We start from the raw sequence: 681 nt of genomic DNA on the forward strand, positions 1-681 counted from the left end.
GTCGGCGACGGCGCCAACATCAACGGATTCGACTGCTCGGGGCTGATGCGCTACGGCTTCGCCGGGGTCGGCGTGCTGATCCCGCGTTTTTCCGGCGACCAGTACAACGCCGGGCGCCACATCCCGCCCAACGAGGCCAGGCGCGGCGACCTCATCTTCTACGGGCCGAACGGTGGCCAGCACGTCACCATGTATCTGGGCAACGGTCAGATGCTGGAGGCGTCGTCATGGGCCGGCAGCGTCGGATCCCACCCCCCGGGGTCGGCCGTGGCCAGGGGAGCCGGGCTAGCCACAGACAACACGAACCCGGTCACCAGTGCGGCGATCCAGGCCAGGTTGATCACGCGAAACCGATTGTGGCGCATAGCTCCTCGTTCAGTACTCGATGTAGCGGATCACATACGGCGTCATCCCACTGGTGCGAACGGGCGCAACGCGGACCTTCAAACCGATGTCGGGCGCCTCGAGCATCTGGCCGTCGCCGAGGTAGATCGTCACGTGCTGGCTGCCGCCCGGTCCGTAGAAGATGACGTCGCCGCGGCGCATCTGAGACGTCGGGATCTTGCGGCCCAGGTTGTACTGCGAACCCGAGTAGTGCGGCAGCTTGATGCCCACGCCGGCAAACGAGTACAGGACCAGACCCGAGCAGTCGAAACCGGTGATCCCAGCGCCGGAGTCGAT

The 681-nt window shown here is 65.8% G+C and carries 2 protein-coding genes and 1 pseudogene; 1 reads left to right on the plus strand and 2 read right to left on the minus strand.

What is annotated here, in order from left to right; genetic code table 11:
• A pseudogene (locus A5787_RS26855) lies at positions 1 to 255 on the plus strand (NlpC/P60 family protein); the annotation flags it as partial.
• On the opposite strand, the gene A5787_RS26860 reads toward A5787_RS26855, so the two are convergent.
• Both A5787_RS26860 and A5787_RS18370 read right to left on the minus strand, forming a co-directional pair.
• Positions 207 to 365, minus strand: a complete 159-nt coding sequence (locus A5787_RS26860; protein WP_156764009.1) for a hypothetical protein — start codon at positions 363 to 365, stop codon at positions 207 to 209. The pseudogene A5787_RS26855 and the gene A5787_RS26860 overlap by 49 nt on opposite strands.
• Before the next feature lie 10 nt (positions 366 to 375).
• Positions 376 to 681, minus strand: a 306-nt coding sequence (locus A5787_RS18370) for an NlpC/P60 family protein (RefSeq protein WP_197507249.1), incomplete at its 5' end; no start/stop codon positions are given.

The sequence above is a fragment of the Mycobacterium sp. 852002-50816_SCH5313054-b genome (assembly GCF_001667185.1).
Lineage (GTDB): Bacteria > Actinomycetota > Actinomycetes > Mycobacteriales > Mycobacteriaceae > Mycobacterium.